Below are 17,874 nucleotides of genomic sequence, written 5' to 3'. Positions count from 1 at the left end.
TTTATTCTCTCTATGGCTTAAGCTTCTGCATTGCCTTCTGGAAGAAGGAAGTAGAGAACAGCATAAGCTAAGATTCCAGAACCACCAAGTAGGGTGAAGATAATCCAAAGTGCACGAACAAGTGTGTGGTCCATGTTAAAGTAGTCACCGATACCAGCACAAACACCAGCAATCTTTTTGTCTTGTACGTTTCGAACAAGGCGTTTTTCCATTATAGTAGTCTCCTTTTTATAGAATGATTTAATTTTTTTGATTAAATACTCTTTTATTACGCTTTTGAAGCTTATGGAGACTTAATATTTAAACATAAAAAGCAGAGAAAGACTTCTCCGCTTTTATTTTTAATCTTCAATTTCGATTTCAAGTCCGTCGCCTAGGTCAAGTGTTACTTCTTGGTTAGGTGCTAAATCTTCTGCAACAGAGGTAGGAGTTGTTCTTTCTTCATCTTCAATCAAACCATATTGAACACGGACTTGGTGGTCAATGGCATCAAAGATTTCTGGGTGATCCGCCAAGTATTTCTTAGCATTTTCAGATCCTTGTCCGATTTTTTCACCCTTGTAAGAGTACCATGCTCCCGCTTTTTGGATGATATCGAGATCACTTGCAATCTTCAAGAGCTCACCAGTCTTAGAAATTCCTTCTCCGTACATGATTTCAACAAAGGCTTCCTTAAATGGTGGAGCTACCTTGTTTTTCACGACCTTGATCTTGGTTTCCTTACCGACATTGGTATCTTTTTGATCACCAGTTCCCTTGATTTGTGTGCTTCCACGAACATCCAAACGGACTGAAGCGTAGAATTTCAAAGCACGTCCACCAGGTGTTGTTTCTGGATTTCCAAACATGACTCCAACTTTTTCACGCAATTGGTTGATAAAGATGGCAATTGTTTTGGTTTTATTGATAGAAGCACCAAGTTTACGCATGGCCTGGCTCATCATACGAGCTTGCAAACCAACGTGACTATCTCCAATATCCCCATCAATTTCCGCACGAGGTACAAGGGCCGCAACCGAGTCGATAACGACAAGGTCAACTGCACCTGAGTCAATCAATTTTCCAGCAATTTCAAGACCTTGCTCTCCTGAGTCTGGTTGTGACAAGAGCAATTCGTCAATGTTCACACCAAGGGCTGCAGCATAGGCTGGGTCAAGAGCATGTTCCGCATCGATAAAGGCTGCAATACCACCTTCTTTCTGTGCTTGCGCAACAGCGTGAAGGGCAACCGTTGTCTTACCAGATGATTCTGGTCCATAGATTTCGATGATACGTCCTTTAGGATAACCACCTGAACCAAGAGCAATGTCCAGAGCCAATGAGCCTGAGCTCATCACTTGAACTTTTTGCTCCGCGCGCTCACCCAAGCGCATGATTGAGCCTTTACCAAAGTCTTTTTCGATCAATTTAAGAGCATCGTTCAATGCTTTTTCACGGTCTGCTCCAAATTTTTTCCCAATTTCATCTAATTTTTTTGTTGGTTTTTTCGCCATTTTGTTCTCCTATATTCTACTGGTCCTTAGACCTATCTTTCATTATACCAAAATTTAGTCACTTAATAAAGCCTTGCGAACTAGGTTAAAGGCATGCATGACCGCAATATGTCGGACATCTGCTCGACTCCGTCCTGCGATATTAGCCTTGATCACCTCTGTCCCTTTGGCATGTGCCAGTCCAATAAAAACTGTACCAGCTGGATGACCCTCTAGGCTATCTGGCCCAGCTACACCTGTCAGACTGACTCCATAATCAGACTGAGTCTTGATCCGTGCCTGCTCTGCCATTTTTCGAGCCGTAAACTCAGAAACAACCCCGTGTTCTTTTAGCTCTTGCTCGGAAATATCCAACATCTTGGACTTTTCTTCTAGGCTGTAAGTGACAAAACCGCCATTAAAGATTGCTGAAACGCCCGAAAAGTCTGCTAATGTCGCTTGAAAGAGACCTGCCGTCAAGCTTTCTGCCGCAGTAATGCTTTTCTGTCTCTTCTTTAGCTCTTCTACAACGACACTTGCGAGGCTGGTTTCTTCCCCATATCCGTAACAGATGTCTCGTAAAGAAATTCCCTCGAAAGTTTGGCGACTCAAGATTTGATTTTCTAAGATATCCAGCGCTTGATCAGCCTTTTCTTGACTAACTGCTTTTGTAGACAAGCGCAAGGTCACTTCTCCTGTTTTGGCATACGGCGCCAAAGTCGGATCGGTTTGATGGTCAATCAAATCCGCCAAAATGGTCACCAACTGACTCTCCCCAATTCCAAAGAAACGGAGCACACGTGAGTATAACTTGGTACCAGTCATTAACTTAGGTAAGAGTTGATTTAAGACCATAGGTTTCAATTCACTAGGTGGTCCCGGGAGGACCACGTAGGTCACGCCATCCACTTCCGACACCCCTCCTACTGCTAAACCTGTCTCATTTGGCAGTGGAGTCGCCCCTTCTACAATTTGGGCTTGGCGCTCATTATTCGGTGTCCGAGCATAGTCAGGTCTATGAGCAAAGAAAATATCCAGTTTCTCTTGCGCTTGAGGGTCAAACACTAGATCTTTTCCCAAAAATTTTGCCAGGGTTTGTTTGGTCAAATCATCCTCGGTTGGTCCCAAGCCCCCTGTCAAAATCACAAGATTACTACGTTGACTCGCAATATCAAGCAAGGACAAAAGACGAGCTTCATTATCTCCAACAGCTGTTTGGAAGTAGACATCTACCCCGATTTCGGCTAGTTTCTCTGATAAAAACTGAGCATTGGTATTGACAATCTGCCCTGTTAAAATTTCTGTTCCAACAGCAATAATTTCTGCTTTCATGTTTCCTCCTACTTATCTATTCGAATTTTTTTGAAAAAATCGCAGGAAATTTCCCACGATTTGATTCTTTTCTTATTCTGCTTCTTCGTTTGAAGCGTTCGTACTGGTTGAAGGTGCTGTCCGACCAAAGGCTGTTTCGTACAGTACCGCATTGGTTTCCAATTCTGTCACCGGCTCTTTACCTAGTGAACTACGCAAGAGATTTTGCATTTCAAGCATATGTTCTGAAGTGACAATCTGATAAGAAATTCCCTGTAGCTCAGCATCTTCCCCACGCAATTGATGCGTTTCGATATTCTTGAAAGAATCTTGATAGCCAAGCAATTGTGGAATGCTCTTAGCTGACAAGTCCACATTGGTCTGCATGTTATCACTCAAAGCTTTGAGGATACCTTGATAATGACTCACACTGTTTAGGCTCAAAACCTTCTCAACGATCTTTTGAATAACTTCACGTTGACGTTTTTGACGACCATAGTCTCCCTCTGGGTCTTGGTAACGCATCCGTGAATACACCAGAGCTTCCTCCCCATTCAAGGTTTGTTCTCCAACACCGATAGAAATCTTATTAAACTCCTCTTGGTCAGCAATCGAAATTGGGAAACCGAGTGTATTGTTGACGGTGATCCCACCAACCGCATCCACCAATTGTTGAAGCCCCTGCATGTTAACCATCACATAGCGGTCAATGTGGATATTCATCATCTTTTGAATAGTAGAAATTGCAAGTTCCGCACCACCATTAGCATAGGCCGCATTGAGTTTGGCTTCCTGAACTTGACCGTTTCCAGTCTCAATCTTGGTCAAAATATCCCGTTCCAAACTCATCATTGTGGTTTTCTTTGTTTTGGGATTAACCGTCAGGAGAATCATGGAATCACTATTTCCCGCCCACGGGTCTGTACGTTCCACATTTCCCGTATCTACCCCCATCAAGAGGATGGTCAGAGGCTCCGTCGCTTCGATAACGTTGGTTTCTTCCCCGATTTTTTTGTAAGTCTTTTTACTTAGGGTTTCTGTTCCCTGTTGGTAGATGGTATAGCCATAAACCGCTACACCTAAAACTGTTACTGCTAGGAAACCTAGCACCATTCCAATTAATTTTTTAATCATCTCGTTATTTATTTATCAGCTTGCCCATAAGACAAACATCTAAAAATATCCCTTCTGCTAAATAGGCTCCTCTTTCTTGTAAGCCTTCTGTGATAAATCCCATTTTTGAGTAGAGGTGGATCGCAGCCTCGTTTCGTTTTTGTACACTGAGTTGCAAACGGCGCAGGACGCCACTGACTTTCGCCCACTCAATGCCTTCTTCTAGAAGTATAGTCGCCAAGCCTTAGTTCCAGAATTTCCTGCGAACTGCTAGAAAAACATCGCCGATATGTCGAACTCTTAAATGTTGGTCCGCTGTGATATTTAAGACTCCTGCAATCTCATCATTCAGTAAGGCGAGGAGAGTAATTTGATTCTCTGATCCAGCTTGTTTTTCGATAAAAAGAGCCATTTCAGAAGCTGTCATCATGATACCATTTTCATCCAAGCTGGTAAAATCCGTCTCTTGACCGACACAATCTAAAAATGCAATTAAGGCTGTAGCATCTGAAATCTCTGCCTCACGAATACACAACTCATACTCCATCTTGAAGCTCCTTGATGAGTTGTTCAGCCCGAGAGCCATGAGCCGTAAAATGAAGACAACGACCCTCAGCTTCTTTCAAGATTTCCAATTCCAAGTAAGAATCTGGTAAATCTTCACCCAAAAGATGCCCCCACTCAATAACAGTCACACCACCACCAAAGAGAAACTCATCCAAGTCAATAGAATCAGCATCACCTTCGATACGATAGACATCCAAGTGGTAAAGTGGCAAACGCCCTTCGTACTCTCTGACAATGGTATAGGTTGGACTTTTAATCATCTGACGGATATCCAAGCCCTTGGCAAGGCCTTTTGTAAAGGTTGTTTTACCCGCACCCAACTCTCCAGTCAAGATCAGAACATCGTCTTTTTGAAGCAAATGACCTAATCTTTCTCCGAGAGCTAGAAGCTCTTCTTCATTTTTTGTGTGCATGCTACTATTATACCAAAAAGTTTTCTTTTGTGTGAATTTTCTTTATGAACTTACTATAACAATTTTGAAAAATTCTCCTCCATTTAAAAGAATACAACTATTGAAAAAACAAACAGGATATCCCGAATCAGGTGTCCATAAAAGGAGATTTCCCTTTGAATACATTTTGGAAAAAGGAAACGTGCGCATAGAAAACCAACACTGATATAAATGAGAATTGAGGAAATCACTAAGGGATTCCTCAAGAAAACCATCGTAGCTAGAACGGAAATGACGACTGTTTTCTTTTTATTTAGGTAATTTTCTATATCTCGAAAAATTTTATCAAAAGGTAAGAAAATCAATAGATCTACTCCTAGCAAGAAAAAGAAGGAGGGTAAAAAGAGGTCAACCAATTCCTGCTGCAATTTGCTAGTGGTTTGGATGCTTTCTGAGAGAACCAGACAGGTTGCCAAAAGATTGACTACTAAAAGGAGGCAATAAACAAGACTCACTTTCTTTTGAACATGTAAAATACTATGTCTAGACTGGTCTGCTGTATGGAAATAATTTATCCCAGCGCACAAAACAGAAATTCCTACTATCAAAATCAAAAAATAAGCATTGGTCTGTTTTAAAGATAAAAAGGATTCTTTCCATAATAGACAACTACTAAAACTAATCTGGATGACTGCAATCAACAACAATAGGCGAATTGATTTTACCATTTCTTTTCCCTCCCTATATGGGATTATACCTTGTGAGGAGTTTGAAATGATAGTTTCCGCCTCAAATGTCCTTTTTTTGTGCTCAACTGACCAAAAAACAGCTCTGTTGTGAACAGAACTGTTCTTTTACCAGTCTAATCCTTAAACCAGAGAGCAATTTCACGTTTTGCAGAAGCTTCCGAATCGGAGCCATGAACTACATTTTGAATAGCTTGATTGTCTCCTGCTGCTTTAGCAAAATCTCCTCGGATAGTTCCAGGCAAGGCTTCTTCTGGACGAGTAGCTCCCATCATACTACGCCAAGTTTCAATCACTTTCGGACCTGATAGAATGCCCACCACTACCGGTCCTGAGGTCATAAACTGACGGATAGGAGGATAAAAACTTTTTTCAACCAAGTCTTGATAGTGTTGGTCAATCAAAACTTCTGAAACCGCTGAACGTAACTCTAATTTTTCGAGTTTGAAACCTCGTTGTTCCATTCTTTGCAGAATTTCGCCAACCAACCCTCTTTTCACACCATCTGGCTTAATGATAAAGAATGTTTGTTCCATATGGACACCTCCTTGGCATTTTAGTTCTTCTATTCTACCATACTTTATGAAAAAGTGGGAAAATTTTCTGAAATAAAACAAGAGAACCCAAAGGTTCTCTTGTTTGCTTTTATTCTACTGTTTCTTCAACTTGGATTTCCACAACTTCCTCTACAGGAGCAAGTTCTGCCTCTTCTTGTTCTGGAGCCAGATATTCTGCTTCATTGATAGCTTGTGGTTCAAGGTTACGGTAGCGAGCCATACCAGTACCAGCTGGGATGATCTTACCGATGATAACATTTTCCTTGAGTCCAAGGAGATGATCTTTCTTACCACGGATGGCTGCATCTGTAAGGACACGAGTTGTTTCCTGGAAGGAAGCCGCTGACAAGAAACTATTTGTTTCAAGTGAGGCTTTGGTGATTCCCATAAGAACTGGGCGACCAGTCGCTGGAACTCCACCTGCGATAAGAACATCCTTGTTAGCATCTGTAAAGTCGTTGATATCCATGAGGGTACCCATAAGAAGGTCTGTGTCACCTGGATCCATGACACGAACTTTACGGATCATTTGACGAACCATTACCTCGATGTGTTTGTCACCGATTTCTACCCCTTGGCTACGGTAAACTTTTTGTACTTCACCGAGGAGGTAGGTTTCAACTGACAAGACATCACGAACAGCAAGGAGACGTTTTGGTTGGATAGAACCTTCTGTCAATGCTGCACCGCGAGAGACTTGGTCTCCAACTTCGACACGCATACGTGCTGTAAATGGAACCACGTACTCACCTTCGCCAGTTTCACCCTTAACAAAGACTTTCTTGGTACGAGTTGACGCGTCTTCTTCGATAGCTGTAACTTGTCCTTTGACCTCTGTGATGACCGCTTCCCCTTTCGGATTGCGGGCTTCAAAGATTTCTTGGACACGAGGAAGACCCTGAGTGATATCGGTATTTGAGGCAACCCCACCCGTGTGGAAGGTACGCATTGTAAGCTGTGTACCAGGTTCCCCGATAGATTGGGCAGCGATTGTACCAACTGCTTCACCAACTTCAACCGCATCACCTGTCGCCAAGTTGATACCGTAACAGTGACGACAGACACCATGACGGGTGTTACATGTAAATACAGAGCGGATAGTAACTTCTTCCACACCAGCATTGACAATTTCACGCGCCTTGTCTTCTGTAATCAACTCATTTGGACCGATGATCACTGCACCAGTTTCTGGATGTTTAACAGTTTTCTTAGTGTAACGACCGTTGAGGCGTTCTTCGAGAGACTCGATCATCTCTTTTCCTTCTGCGATAGAACGAATCAAGAGACCACGGTCTGTTCCACAGTCGTCCTCACGGATGATCACATCTTGGGCAACGTCAACCAAACGACGAGTCAAGTAACCTGAGTCGGCTGTCTTAAGGGCCGTATCGGTCATACCTTTACGGGCACCGTGAGTTGAGAAGAACATTTCGAGTACTGACAAACCTTCGCGGAAGTTTGAAAGGATTGGCAATTCCATGATACGTCCGTTCGGAGCGGCCATCAGACCACGCATACCGGCAAGCTGTGAGAAGTTTGAGATGTTACCACGGGCTCCAGAGTCCATCATCATAACGATTGGATTCTTAGGATCTTGGTTGGCAACCAAACGTTTCTCCAATTTTTCACGAGCTGCACGCCATTCAGCTGTAACAGCGTTGTAGCGCTCGTCGTCTGTGATCATACCACGACGGAATTGTTTGGTGATTTGTTCTACACGTTTGTGTGATTCTTCAATGATTTCAGCCTTGTCTTCAACAACTGGGATATCGGCAATACCCACTGTCAAACCTGCAAGAGTTGAGTGGTGGTAACCGAGGTTCTTCATGCGGTCAAGTAGGGCAGAAGTTTCTGTCGTACGGAAACGTTTGAAGATTTCAGCGATGATATTCCCAAGATTTTTCTTCTTGAATGGAGGGTTGAGTTCAAGATTGCGAATAGCTTCCTTAACATCTCCACCCAGTGGCAAGAAGTACTTAGCTGGAACACCTTCTGTTAAGTTAGTATTGGTTGGTTCTTGCAAGTAAGGCAGACCCTCTGGCATGATGTCGTTGAAGAGGATTTTACCAACTGTTGTCAGTAAGACCTTGTGTTTTTGCTCTTCTGTCCATGGTTTGTTGAGGCTATCTGTCGCGATACCAACACGTGAGTGGAGGTGAACATAACCATTACGGTAAGCCATAACCGCTTCGTCACGGTCTTTGAAGATCATTCCTTCACCTTCACGGCCAGCTTCTTCCATAGTCAAGTAGTAGTTACCCAAAACCATGTCCTGTGATGGTGTAACAACTGGTTTACCATCTTTCGGATTCAAAATGTGCTCAGCAGCAAGCATAAGGATACGCGCTTCTGCTTGGGCTTCTTCTGAAAGCGGTACGTGGATGGCCATTTGGTCCCCGTCAAAGTCAGCATTGTAGGCTTCACAGACAAGTGGGTGCAAGCGAAGGGCTTTACCGTCAATCAAGACAGGCTCAAAGGCTTGGATACCCAAACGGTGAAGGGTCGGTGCGCGGTTCAAAAGTACTGGGTGTTCTTTGATCACTTCTTCAAGAATATCCCAGATGCGTTCGTCTCCACGTTCAACCAAGCGTTTAGCCGCTTTGACGTTTTGTACGATGTCACGGGCAACGATTTCACGCATGACAAATGGTTTAAAGAGCTCAATCGCCATTTCACGTGGCACACCACATTGGTACATCTTAAGAGTTGGACCAACGGCGATAACGGAACGTCCTGAGAAGTCAACACGTTTACCGAGCAAGTTTTGACGGAAGCGCCCTTGTTTCCCTTTAAGCATGTGGCTCAATGATTTCAGTGGACGGCTACCTGGTCCTGTGATTGGACGACCACGACGACCATTATCAATCAAAGCGTCAACTGCTTCTTGAAGCATACGCTTCTCATTTTGAACGATGATACCTGGTGCATTCAACTCAAGCAAACGAGCCAAACGGTTGTTACGGTTGATGACACGGCGGTAAAGGTCGTTCAAGTCAGATGAGGCAAAGCGGCCACCATCCAACTGCAACATTGGACGAAGGTCTGGTGGAATAACTGGAAGGATGTTGAGAATCATCCATTCAGGTTTATTTCCAGACTTGTAAAAGGCATCCAAAACATCCAAACGACGGATGGCTTTGACACGTTTTTGTCCAGTAGCTGTTTTCAACTCTTCTTTGAGTTCGGCAATTTCTTTTTCAAGATCTACTTGTTTCAAGAGGTCTTGGATAGCTTCGGCACCCATTTTGGCAACGAATGATCCATAACCATACTCACGCAAGCGCTCACGGTATTCGCGCTCTGTCATGATAGACTTGTGCTCAAGTGGTGTATCCTTAGGATCAATCACCACATAAGCCGCAAAGTAGATAACTTCCTCGAGGGCACGAGGGCTCATATCAAGAGTCAAGCCCATACGGCTTGGAATCCCCTTGAAATACCAGATGTGAGATACAGGAGCTTTCAACTCGATGTGCCCCATACGCTCACGACGAACTTTCGTACGCGTTACTTCAACCCCACAGCGGTCACAAACAATCCCTCTGTAACGAATGCGTTTGTACTTCCCACAAGCACATTCCCAGTCTTTTGTAGGACCAAAGATGACTTCGTCAAAGAGTCCTTCACGTTCTGGTTTTAACGTACGGTAATTGATTGTTTCAGGTTTTTTGACTTCTCCATAAGACCATGAACGGACTTTGCTTGGAGAAGCTAGGGTGATTTGCATACTTTTAAAACGATTTACATCAACCACTATTTCTTCCCTTTCTATTCTAAGTGAACTGCTTATTCTTGTTCAGCAGCTTCTTCTGTTGCTTCCGCTTTTGTTGCTTTCTCAGCTTCTTCTGCTTCAAAGGCTGCTTTAGCCTCTTGGGCTGCTTTTTCGCGGGCTTTTTCAAGGTCATCTACGTGGATGACATCTTCGTCCATTCCTTCATCCAAGTCGCGAAGTTCCACTTCTTGGTCATCTTCGTCAAGGACACGCATGTCAAGACCAAGAGATTGCAATTCTTTGACAAGAACTCGGAAGGATTCTGGAACACCTGGTTTTGGAATTGGTTTTCCTTTTGTAATAGCTTCATAAGCTTTCAAACGTCCGTTGATATCGTCAGACTTGTAAGTCAAGATTTCTTGGAGAACATTTGACGCACCGTAGGCTTCAAGAGCCCAAACTTCCATCTCACCGAAACGTTGTCCACCAAACTGAGCTTTACCTCCGAGTGGTTGTTGAGTAACGGTTGAGTAAGGTCCGACTGAACGCGCGTGCAATTTATCATCAACCATGTGGTGGAGTTTGATCATGTACATGACACCAACTGATACACGGTTATCAAACGGCTCACCTGTACGTCCATCGTAAAGGATTGTCTTGGCATCGCTATCCATACCTGCTTCTTTAACAGTTTCCCAAAGGTCTTCAGAACTTGCTCCGTCAAAGACTGGTGTTGCGATGTGGATACCAAGAGTACGAGCCGCCATACCAAGGTGGAGCTCCATAACCTGACCGATATTCATACGTGATGGTACCCCAAGTGGGTTCAACATGATATCGACTGGAGTTCCGTCTGGAAGGTAAGGCATGTCTTCTACAGGAACGATACGAGAGACAACCCCTTTGTTTCCGTGACGTCCAGCCATCTTATCTCCGACCTTGATTTTACGTTTTTGAGCGATGTAGACGCGAACCAGCATGTTAACACCTGATTGCAACTCATCTCCATTTGCACGGGTAAAGATTTTAACATCACGAACGACACCATCGGCACCGTGAGGTACACGGAGAGAAGTGTCACGCACTTCACGAGACTTGTCTCCGAAGATAGCGTGCAAGAGACGTTCTTCAGCTGAGAGGTCTTTCTCTCCCTTAGGTGTGACTTTACCTACAAGGATGTCCCCTTCTTTAACCTCAGCACCGATACGGATAATTCCCATCTCGTCAAGGTCTTTAAGGGCATCTTCACCAACGTTTGGAATTTCACGAGTAATTTCTTCAGGCCCAAGCTTTGTATCGCGCGTTTCTGATTCATATTCTTCGAGGTGGACAGATGTATAGACATCGTCTTTGACCAAGCGTTCGCTCATGATAACGGCATCCTCGAAGTTGTAACCTTCCCATGTCATGTAGGCAACGATCGGGTTTTGTCCAAGCGCCATTTCCCCTTTTTCCATAGAAGGTCCGTCAGCGATAAAATCGCCTTTTTCAACAACATCGCCAACTTTAACGAGAGTGCGTTGGTTGTAGGCAGTACCTGAGTTTGAACGACGGAATTTTTGGATGCGGTAAACGTCCAATGAACCATCTTCGCGGCGTACTTCTACCTTGTCAGCATCTGCGTATGTAACTTTACCATCATACTGAGCAATAACAGCAGCACCAGAGTCATGAGCTGCTTGGTATTCCATACCAGTACCAACGTAAGGTGCTTTTGGATCAATCAAAGGCACAGCCTGACGTTGCATGTTGGCACCCATGAGGGCACGGTTGGAGTCATCGTTTTCCAAGAAAGGAATACATGCTGTCGCAACGGCAACTACCTGTTTTGGTGACACGTCCATGTAGTCAACCACTTCTGCTGGATACTCTTGGTTGACCCCTTGGTGACGTCCCATGACAACCTTCTCAGCAAAAGTACCGTCTTCGTTGAGGCGAGAGTTAGCCTGCGCTACAGTAAATTCATCTTCTTCATCGGCTGTCAACCAAACAATTTCGTTTGTGACTACACCTGTTTCACGATCAACCTTACGGTATGGTGTTTGAACAAATCCATACTTGTTCAAGTGACCATATGATGACAAGTTATTGATCAAACCGATGTTAGGTCCTTCAGGTGTCTCGATTGGACACATACGACCATAGTGAGTGTAGTGCACGTCACGAACTTCATATCCAGCACGGTCACGAGTCAAACCACCAGGTCCCAAGGCTGACAAACGGCGTTTGTGAGACAACTCAGAAAGCGGGTTGTGTTGGTCCATGAACTGTGACAACTGTGATGAACCAAAGAATTCTTTAACCGCAGCTGTGACAGGACGGATATTGATAATTTGTTGTGGTGTTAAAACTTCATTGTCCTGAACAGACATACGTTCACGGACATTACGTTCCATACGAGAAAGTCCAAGACGTACTTGGTTGGCAAGCAATTCACCAACTGCACGGATACGACGGTTTCCAAGGTGGTCGATATCATCCACACGTCCGATACCTTCTGCCAAGTTAAGGAAGTAGCTCATCTCTGCAAGGATATCCGCAGGAGTTACAACACGAACCTTGTCGTCTGGATTGGCATTTCCGATGATGGTTACAACACGGTCTGGGTCTGTTGGGGCAACAACTTTGAATTTTTGAAGGACAACCGGTTCTGTCAAAACAGCTGCATCGTTTGGAATATAAACAATTTTGTTCAAGTCGCCATCCAAGTGACTCTCGATACTTTCGATCACGCTACGAGTCATAACGGTACCCGCTTCTACCAAGATTTCACCAGTTTCAGGGTCTACCAATGGCTCCGCAATGGTTTGGTTGAGCAAGCGTGTTTTAACATTGAGTTTTTTATTGATCTTGTAACGACCAACAGCTGCCAAATCGTAGCGACGTGGGTCAAAGAAACGCGCTACAAGCAAGCTACGTGAGCTTTCAGCAGTCTTAGGCTCACCTGGACGAAGGCGTTCGTAAATTTCTTTCAAGGCTTCGTCTGTACGAGAGTCCATTGGATTCTTGTGAATATCTTTTTCAACGGTGTTGCGAACCAATTCGCTATCACCAAAGATATCAAAGATTTCATCATCACCTGAGAAACCAAGCGCACGAACTAAGGTCGTAAATGGAATCTTACGAGTACGATCGATACGAGTATAAGCGATGTCTTTTGAGTCGCTTTCAAGTTCCAACCAAGCTCCACGGTTAGGGATAACAGTTGAGCCGTATCCCACTTTACCGTTCTTGTCTACTTTGTCGTTAAAGTAAACACCTGGTGAGCGGACCAACTGAGAAACGATAATACGTTCACCACCATTGATGATGAAAGTACCCATTTCGGTCATGATTGGGAAATCACCAAAGAAGACTTCTTGGGTCTTGATTTCGCCTGTTTCTTTATTGATCAAGCGGAAGGTTACAAAAATTGGTGCTGAGTAGCTAGCATCGTGGATACGTGCTTCTTCGAGCGTGTATTTTGGTTCCTTGATTTCATAGCCAACAAATTCCAACTCCATTGTGTCTGTGAAGTTTGAAATTGGCAATACATCTTCAAAAACTTCCTTAAGACCGTGATCTAGGAAATCTTTGAATGAATCCGTTTGAATTTCAATCAAATTTGGTAAGTCAAGAACTTCTTTGATTCTTGAAAAACTACGACGGGTACGATGTTTCCCGTATTGAACGTCATGTCCTGCCAAGATGATTCTCCTTTGTAAATAAATTCCAAGCCTTGTCAATCAGGCTTTTCTAATCGTCATATGGTTTTAAAAACCCCTATCACCGTGTCCCTTTGACGAATTTTCAGAATCTTTAAATCTTTGTTACAAGCACTCAAAAACCTGAAAAAAAGCACAAAAAGAGCAGCTAAATCTGACTTTTCCAGAAGATTTAACTGCTGTGAGCCTTGTCTGGACAATATTTCAGACAAAACCTACGACAAATGATTACTCATATTATACCTTATTTAGCTAGATTTTTCAAGGTTTTTTTACTATTTTTTAAACAATCTTTTCCTATATATTATTTTAAAATTTCAAGAGAATGAAGCATTATATTTTCTCTTAAAATTTAGGAAAACGCTTGCACTAATGTTTACCTCGTGCTATACTGATAGGGAACAACTACACAAGGAGAATTGTGATGAAAAAAATCCCATCTCAAACTGAGAAAAAAATGATTTACGGTATCCGTTCCTTGAAGAACGGAACTGGTTCTGTCCTTATTGGTGCCAGCATTATCCTGCTTTCTGCTGCAATGCCAACTATTTCGGCCAACGAAAACCTGCCTCAAACTCAGGAAAATACCAGCGCCATGACCCAGGCTCCTAATGAGACTGAAACGAGTCAAACTCAAAAGGAAATGCCTATTTCTGAACAAAAGAATGCAAACGCTTCCCTTGATTCTAAAAAAGAAGCTCCAGCTGTGGAAACTACTACAGCGCCAGAAACACCCAAAACAGAAGATGCTACTGCAAGCCAGCCCAACAGCAAGGAAGAGAAAGTAGATACTAGCACTTCGACGCCAAATTCTGATCAAAAACCACAAGCAGACACTAGTTCTGAAGAACCAATCGAAGATAACTACTTCCGCATCCATGTGAAAAAACTCCCTGAGGAAAACAAGGATTCTCAAGGCCTTTGGACTTGGGACGATGTTGAAAAACCTTCTGAAAACTGGCCCAATGGAGCCAAGTCCTTCAAGGATGCCAAGAAAGATGACTATGGCTATTATCTCGATGTCAAACTTAAGAATGATCAAGCTAAGAAAGTCAGCTTCCTCATCAACAATACTAAAGGGGATAACCTGACAGGGGACCGTTCGGTAGAGCGCCTTTCTCCAAAAATGAACGAGGCTTGGCTAGATGAAAACTATAAGGTATACAACTACCGTCCTCAGCCAGCGGGAACAGTCCGTGTCAACTACTACCGCACCGATGGCAACTATGACAAAAAATCTCTTTGGTATTGGGGCGATGTCAAAAACCCAAGCAGTGGAGAATGGCCTGACGGTACTGACTTTACAGCAACTGGAAAATATGGCCGTTACATTGATATCCCACTCAATGAAGCTGCGAGAGAATTTGGATTTTTATTACTAGACGAAAGCAAGAAAGGCGATGATGTGAAAATCAGAAAAGAAGATTATAAATTCACTGATCTAAAAAATCACAGTCAGATTTTCCTCAAAGATGATGACGAAACCATCTACACCAACCCCTACTACGTTCACGATATCCGTATGACTGGTGCCCAACACGTGGCTAAATCTCGTATCGAAAGCAGTTTTTCTACCCTAGTTGGAGCTAAGAAAGACGACATCCTCAAACACTCCAGCATCACTGATTACCAAGGGAATAAAGTAACTATCACAGACGTGGAAGTGGATGAGGCAGGTAAAAAAGTGACCTACATCGGCGACTTCTCTGACACTCAACACCCGTACACTGTCAGCTACAATTCAGACCGCTTTACCACACGTTCAAGCTGGCGCCTCAAGGATGAGTCCTACAGTTACGATGGTCCACTCGGCGCAACTCTAAAAGAAGATGGCAAGCGTGTTGACCTCACGCTCTGGTCTCCAAGTGCTGATAAGGTTTCCGTTGTTGTCTATGACAAGAAAGACCCTGAAAAGGTAGTTGGAACTGTCGCCCTTGAAAAAGGAGAAAAAGGAACCTGGAAACAAACTCTGGATGCAAACTCTGGTCTCGGTATCAGCAACTACACTGGCTATTACTACCACTACCAGATCGAGCGCCAAGGTAAAACTGTCCTCGTTCTTGACCCTTATGCCAAATCATTAGCGGCTTGGAACAGTGACCTAGCAAAAACAGATGCCGCTCATAAGGTCGCTAAAGCTGCCTTTGTCGATCCAGCGAAGTTAGGTCCGCAAGACTTGACCTATGGAAAGATTCGTAACTTCAAATCACGTGAAGATGCCGTTATCTATGAAGCTCATGTACGTGACTTCACTTCGGATCCTGCGATCGCAAAAGACTTGACCAAGCCATTTGGTACCTTTGAAGCCTTTATCGAAAAACTGGACTATCTCAAAGACTTGGGTGTGACCCACATCCAGCTCCTTCCAGTCTTGTCTTACTACTTTGTCAATGAATTGAAAAACCATGAACGTTTGTCTGCCTACGCTTCAAGCAACAGCAACTACAACTGGGGATATGACCCTCAAAACTACTTCTCCTTGACTGGTATGTACTCAAGGAATCCTAAGGATCCAGAAAAACGTATTGCCGAATTCAAAAACCTCATCAACGAAATCCACAAACGTGGCATGGGTGCTATCCTGGACGTGGTCTACAACCATACTGCAAAGGTTGACATTTTTGAAGATATTGAGCCAAACTACTATCACTTTATGGATGCAGACGGAACTCCTCGTACCAGCTTCGGAGGCGGCCGTTTGGGAACTACCCACTACATGTCTAAACGTGTCTTGGTAGACTCCATCAAGTATCTGGTTGAAACCTACAAAGTAGATGGTTTCCGCTTTGATATGATGGGTGACCACGATGCGGCTTCTATCGAAGAAGCGTACAAAGCTGCACGCGCCCTCAATCCAAATCTTATCATGCTAGGCGAAGGTTGGAGAACCTATGCTGGTGATGAAAATACGCCTGTACAACCTGCCGACCAAGATTGGATGAAGAAAACAGATACTGTCGCTGTCTTTTCAGACGACATCCGTAACAACCTCAAGTCTGGCTATCCAAACGAAGGTCAACCTGCCTTTATCACAGGTGGAAAACGCGATATCAATACCATCTTTAAAAATCTGATTGCTCAACCAACTAACTTTGAAGCAGACAACCCTGGAGATGTTATCCAGTATATCGCAGCCCATGATAACTTGACCCTCTTTGACATCATTGCCCAGTCTATCAAAAAAGACCCAAGCAAGGCTGAGAACTATGCTGAAATCCATCGCCGTTTGCGACTTGGAAACCTCATGGTCTTGACTGCTCAAGGAACTCCCTTTATCCACTCTGGTCAGGAATACGGACGTACCAAACAATTCCTTGATCCAGCCTATAAGACTCCTGTTCCTGAAGATAAGGTTCCAAACAAGTCTCACTTGTTACGTGACAAAGACGGCAAGCCATTTGTCTATCCTTACTTTATCCATGACTCTTATGACTCTAGTGATGCTGTCAACAAGTTTGACTGGACCAAGGCTACAGATGGCAAAGCATATCCTGAAAATGTCAAGAGTCGTGACTACATGAAAGGATTGATCGCCCTTCGTCAATCGACAGATGCCTTCCGACTCAAGAGTCTGCAAGACATCAAAGAGCGCGTCCACCTCATTACTGTTCCAGGACAAAATGGCGTTGAAAAAGAAGATGTGACCATCGGCTACCAAATCACCGCTCCAAATGGAGATATCTACGCTGTCTTTGTCAATGCGGATGATAAGGCTCGTGAATTTACTCTAGGAACTGCCTTTGCTCACTTGAGAAAGGCCGAAGTTCTCGCAGATGAAAACCAAGCAGGACCAGTAGGAATTGCTAACCCTCAAGGTCTCGAATGGACTGAAAAAGGCTTGAAATTGAACGCTCTCACTGCTGTCGTTCTCCGCTTGTCTCAAGGTGGTGCCATTGTCGCTCCAGCTGTGGAAGAAAAACCAGAATTTGACCTTTCTAGCTTGGAAGTCGAACCAGAACAAGGTCAAGCTCAAAACCTAGCAGCCAATCCTGAAACTCAAGAAACTGCTGCAGAGGCTCACTCTCAGAACCTCCTTCCAAACACAGGAACTGAGAGCAAATCCCTCCTTGCCCTTGCTGGATTCAGCATCCTTGCCCTTCTCGGACTTGGATGGTTGATAAAGAACAAGAAAAAGAAATAACACTCAATGAAAATCAAAGGGTAAACTAGGAAGCTAGCCGCAGGCTGCTCAAAACACTGGTTTGAGGTTGTAGATAAGGCGAAGCTGACGAGGTTTAAAGAGATTTTCGAAGAGTATAACCTAGCCCTCCTATAGAAAAACACCCTATGATTAGAAGAA

The 17,874-nt window shown here is 43.8% G+C and carries 10 protein-coding genes and 1 pseudogene; 1 reads left to right on the top strand and 10 read right to left on the bottom strand.

What is annotated here, in order from left to right; translation table 11 throughout:
* Positions 1-17: 17 nt before the first annotated feature.
* From B7717_RS04870 to rpoB, 10 genes and pseudogenes are all read right to left on the bottom strand, one after another.
* Positions 18-212, bottom strand: a complete 195-nt coding sequence (locus B7717_RS04870) for a PspC domain-containing protein (RefSeq protein WP_000415528.1) — start codon at positions 210-212, stop codon at positions 18-20.
* A 129-nt stretch (positions 213-341) separates the two neighbouring features.
* Positions 342-1,493: a recombinase RecA gene (recA, locus tag B7717_RS04865; RefSeq protein WP_001085520.1), complete on the bottom strand. Its 1,152-nt coding sequence runs from the start codon at positions 1,491-1,493 to the stop codon at positions 342-344.
* 54 nt (positions 1,494-1,547) lie between these two features.
* Positions 1,548-2,804 (bottom strand): competence/damage-inducible protein A, encoded by a 1,257-nt coding sequence (locus B7717_RS04860; protein ID WP_084944303.1) that lies wholly within the window; start codon positions 2,802-2,804, stop codon positions 1,548-1,550.
* 72 nt (positions 2,805-2,876) lie between these two features.
* Positions 2,877-3,917: a glycopolymer--peptidoglycan transferase LytR gene (lytR, locus tag B7717_RS04855; protein ID WP_000592175.1), complete on the bottom strand. Its 1,041-nt coding sequence runs from the start codon at positions 3,915-3,917 to the stop codon at positions 2,877-2,879.
* A 4-nt stretch (positions 3,918-3,921) separates the two neighbouring features.
* Positions 3,922-4,443, bottom strand: a pseudogene (locus B7717_RS04850) (N-acetyltransferase family protein).
* A complete protein-coding gene (tsaE, locus tag B7717_RS04845) occupies positions 4,433-4,876 on the bottom strand; it encodes a tRNA (adenosine(37)-N6)-threonylcarbamoyltransferase complex ATPase subunit type 1 TsaE (RefSeq protein ID WP_000556959.1) in 444 nt (147 codons plus the stop codon). The pseudogene B7717_RS04850 and the gene tsaE overlap by 11 nt, the downstream one beginning before the upstream one ends.
* Positions 4,877-4,959: 83 nt before the next feature.
* On the bottom strand, positions 4,960-5,583 hold the full coding sequence (locus B7717_RS04840) for a hypothetical protein (RefSeq protein ID WP_000240910.1): 624 nt from the start codon (positions 5,581-5,583) through the stop codon (positions 4,960-4,962).
* A 134-nt stretch (positions 5,584-5,717) separates the two neighbouring features.
* Positions 5,718-6,137, bottom strand: coding sequence for a nucleoside-diphosphate kinase (gene ndk / locus B7717_RS04835; RefSeq protein WP_000438281.1), 420 nt, complete (start codon positions 6,135-6,137; stop codon positions 5,718-5,720).
* A gap of 109 nt (positions 6,138-6,246) precedes the next feature.
* On the bottom strand, positions 6,247-9,912 hold the full coding sequence (rpoC, locus tag B7717_RS04830) for a DNA-directed RNA polymerase subunit beta' (protein WP_049484754.1): 3,666 nt from the start codon (positions 9,910-9,912) through the stop codon (positions 6,247-6,249).
* Positions 9,913-9,944: 32 nt separating this feature from the next.
* Entirely contained in the window at positions 9,945-13,556 is a 3,612-nt protein-coding gene (gene rpoB, locus B7717_RS04825) for a DNA-directed RNA polymerase subunit beta (protein WP_084881501.1), read from the bottom strand.
* A 442-nt stretch (positions 13,557-13,998) separates the two neighbouring features.
* On the opposite strand from rpoB, the gene B7717_RS04820 reads away from it, so the two are divergent.
* Positions 13,999-17,715: a pullulanase gene (locus B7717_RS04820; protein ID WP_084944302.1), complete on the top strand. Its 3,717-nt coding sequence runs from the start codon at positions 13,999-14,001 to the stop codon at positions 17,713-17,715.
* Positions 17,716-17,874 lie beyond the last annotated feature (159 nt).

It is taken from the genome of Streptococcus oralis subsp. oralis (assembly GCF_002096495.1).
Classification (GTDB): Bacteria; Bacillota; Bacilli; order Lactobacillales; family Streptococcaceae; genus Streptococcus; species Streptococcus oralis_CU.
The sequence above is the reverse complement of the archived record's forward strand: the minus strand, read 5'-3'. Positions and strand labels throughout refer to the sequence as shown.